Source organism: Streptomyces prasinopilosus (assembly GCF_001419695.1).
Taxonomy (GTDB): domain Bacteria; phylum Actinomycetota; class Actinomycetes; order Streptomycetales; family Streptomycetaceae; genus Streptomyces; species Streptomyces prasinopilosus.
Genome location: NZ_LIRG01000549.1, coordinates 1 through 2,951, shown reverse-complemented (window position 1 = coordinate 2,951; position 2,951 = coordinate 1). Strand labels below are relative to the sequence as shown.

Here is a 2,951-nt window from a genome sequence, read left to right as displayed (position 1 = left end):
TCGGGAACCTTCCGGGCGGCCGTGGTGCGGTGGGGTGGTGCCGGCGGGTGCCGCCGGCCGGGGCTGCTCCCCCACCGCGTATCCAGGTCGCGGCTCCTGACACGTACTGCCTTCCGCCCGAAGCGGTGGGGGGTCCCGGGGGGCCTTGCCCCGCGGTGCGGCCGGGCGCACGCTGGTGCCATGGGCACGGGACCCACGCTCATCACCTCCGTGCAGCGTGCCTTCCGCCTGCTGGAGGCGGTGAGCGCGCACGAGACCGGTGCGCCGGCGAAGCGGCTGGCGCGCGAGGCGGGTCTGCCGCCGGCCACCGCCTACCACCTGCTGCGCACGCTGGTGCACGACGGATACCTGCGCAAGCTGGAGGACGGCGGGTTCGTCCTCGGCGAGCGGCTGCACGCGCTGCGCACCGACGGCCGCGGCCAGGCCCTGCTCAACCGGGTGCGGCCGACGCTCGCCGCCCTGCGGGACGAGCTCTCGGCCGCCGTCTACCTCACCTTCTACGAGGACGGCGAGATCCGGGTCGCCGAGATCGCCGACGGTCCGCGCGCTCCCCGGGTGGACCTCTGGGTCGGCTTCGAGGACGCCGGGCACGCCACCGCGCTGGGCAAGTCCGTCCTGCGGCAGCTGGACGACGCGGCCCGCCGGGACTACCTGTCGCGGCACGCCCTGAACGACCTCACGCCCCGCACGATCACCACCGCGCCGGAACTGCTGCGCCGGATCGACTCGAGTCCGGTGGCCCCCGTCGTCACGGACCTGGAGGAGTACGCGCTGGGCACGGTCTGCGCCGCGCTTCCCGTCTACAGCGGGGACACCCTGGGCTCGCTCGGCGTGTCCCTGCCGGCGGACCGGCTCCCCCGGCTCGGGGAGGTCCGGGCGCGGCTCATACCCACCGCCGACCGCATCACCCGGAACCTCTCTCTCACTATCTGAAAATCATCCTCTTGTGACGTCCGGCACCCCCCGGCTTTCCTGGACGGACAGGACATCGGGGAACGCGAGCGCACAGTGAGGATCTCGGACGGCACATGAGTCACGCCCGACAGCACCGTGACGGCCACCGGCCGGTGCGGCGTTTCCGGGGCCGGGGGGCCGGCCGTCCGCCGCTCCCCCGCATCCGGGCGCTCGCACACCGGACCGCCGGTACGCCCGTACTGCCCCTGCTGCTCGTCTGCGTCATCACGGTCATCGACGTCGTCGGGGGGACGAGCCTGGTCTGGCTGCCCATGCTCGCCGCCGGGCCCGCCCTGGCGGCCGCCACCTGCGGGTGGCGCGGAGTCGCCGGGGTCGGCCTCCTCGCCACCCTGCTGAGTGTCGTGCTCGGGGTCAGGAACGGGGTGAGCGGCGGGAACCTGGTCGCCGTGCTGGCCGTCCTGGCGAGCGTCACCCTGGCCAGCATCCTGGCCGGGGCGGTGCGCGCCCGCCGCGAGCAGGTCCTCGCGGCCGTCCGCTCCGTCGCCGAGACCGCGCAGCACGCCCTGCTCCAGCCTCCGCCGGCCACCGTCGGCCCGTTCCAGGTGGCCGTCCACTACAGTGCCGCCGCCGCGGAGGCCCGGATCGGCGGGGACCTCTACGCCCTGATCCCCACCCCCCACGGGGTGCGGACGATCGTGGGCGACGTGCGCGGCAAGGGGCTGTCGGCCGTGAAGACCGCCGCGCTGGTCCTCGGCGTCTTCCGGGAGGCGGCCTACGACGAGCCCGACCTCCTGGCCGTGGTCGGCAGGATCGAGCGGAGCCTGGCCCGCAACCTGGGGGACGACGACTTCGTCACCGCCGTGGTCGCCGGGTACCCGGAGCCCGGGCGCCTGGAGCTGGTGAACTGCGGGCACGCGCCTCCCCTGCTGGTCCGGGGTTCCGACGTGGTGGCGGTGGAACCCGCGCGGCCGGCACCGCCGCTGGGGCTGAGCGCCCTCGCCGGTGAGGCCCCCGGTCTCCAGGTGCTGCCCTTCGGCGACGGGGACCAGCTGCTGCTCTACACCGACGGGGTCACCGAGGCCCGCGACGCCGACCGCGCGTTCTACCCGCTCGCCGAGGGGTTCGCCCGGCATCTGTACGACGATCCGGCGCGCACCGTCGCGGCCCTGCACGAGGAGCTGCTGACGCACGTGGGCGGCAGGCTGCACGACGACGCGGCGCTCCTCCTGCTGCGCAAACCCGCCGCCGCAAGGCCCGCGGCGTCCGGGCCGGAGACCGGCGAGGGGGCAACCGGCGAGGGGGCGACCGGCGAGGGCGGGTCCGCCGCCCCCGGTTCATCCGTGCGGGCGACGGAAGCCGCGGGGCCGGGCGTCTCGGCTCCCGCGGCCGCCCCGCCGGCCGGGCCCGGCGGCGGTGCCGGCGAGCGGAGGCGCGCCGCCTGACAGCGGCGCCGCGGCGGAGCCCTCCCGGTACGACGCGTCCGGGTGCGGACGCGGGAACGGCCGGCGTCCGCGGCCGGGCGGGGTCAGGGCCGGCCGGCGCGGGCACCCGACGGGGCGCGGCCGGAGCCGGGCCAGGTGACGACCGGCACGGCGGTTCCGGTGCCCGCCGGGGCATGACAGCGGGCACGGTGGCGGCGGGCGATGGCGTCGACGTCGAGGTGGCCGCCGAAGGCCGGATGGCCGGCCAGGCGGCGGGCGTAGGCCCACAGGGTCCCGTACCCGGCGACGGCCCGTACGGCCTCGGCGTCGAGGTGGTGGCGGTGGACGGTGTCGAGGCGGACCAGGGCGGCCCACAGCTCCACGTCCGCCACGGTGATCCGGTCGCGGATCATGTGGTCGCGGTCCATGAGCCGGTTGTCCAGTGAGCCCAGCGTGCGCAGCAGCGTGCCGAGCGCCCCGGCACGCGCGGCGGGTCCGGCGGCCTTTCCGGCGGAGCCCGCCGCCTCGTCGATGCCCCGGGCGCACAGGCGCTCCACGGCCTCGATCTCCGGCTCCGCGCCACGCGGGTACACCGCGCGGCGCGGAGCCGGAGAT

At 76.6% G+C, this 2,951-nt stretch carries 3 protein-coding genes; 2 read left to right on the top strand and 1 reads right to left on the bottom strand.

Going from position 1 to position 2,951, the window contains the following annotated elements; translation table 11 throughout:
• Window positions 1-180 precede the first annotated feature (180 nt).
• Both AOK18_RS21720 and AOK18_RS21715 read left to right on the top strand, forming a co-directional pair.
• Window positions 181-933, top strand: coding sequence for an IclR family transcriptional regulator (locus tag AOK18_RS21720; RefSeq protein WP_055695440.1), 753 nt, complete (start codon window positions 181-183; stop codon window positions 931-933).
• Between the two features lie 95 nt (window positions 934-1,028).
• A complete protein-coding gene (locus AOK18_RS21715) occupies window positions 1,029-2,357 on the top strand; it encodes a PP2C family protein-serine/threonine phosphatase (protein ID WP_206281579.1) in 1,329 nt (442 codons plus the stop codon).
• 83 nt (window positions 2,358-2,440) lie between these two features.
• Here the strand turns inward: AOK18_RS21715 and AOK18_RS21710 are convergent.
• The coding region (locus AOK18_RS21710) for a glutathione S-transferase C-terminal domain-containing protein (protein ID WP_206281578.1) at window positions 2,441-2,951 on the bottom strand (511 nt) is incomplete at its 5' end.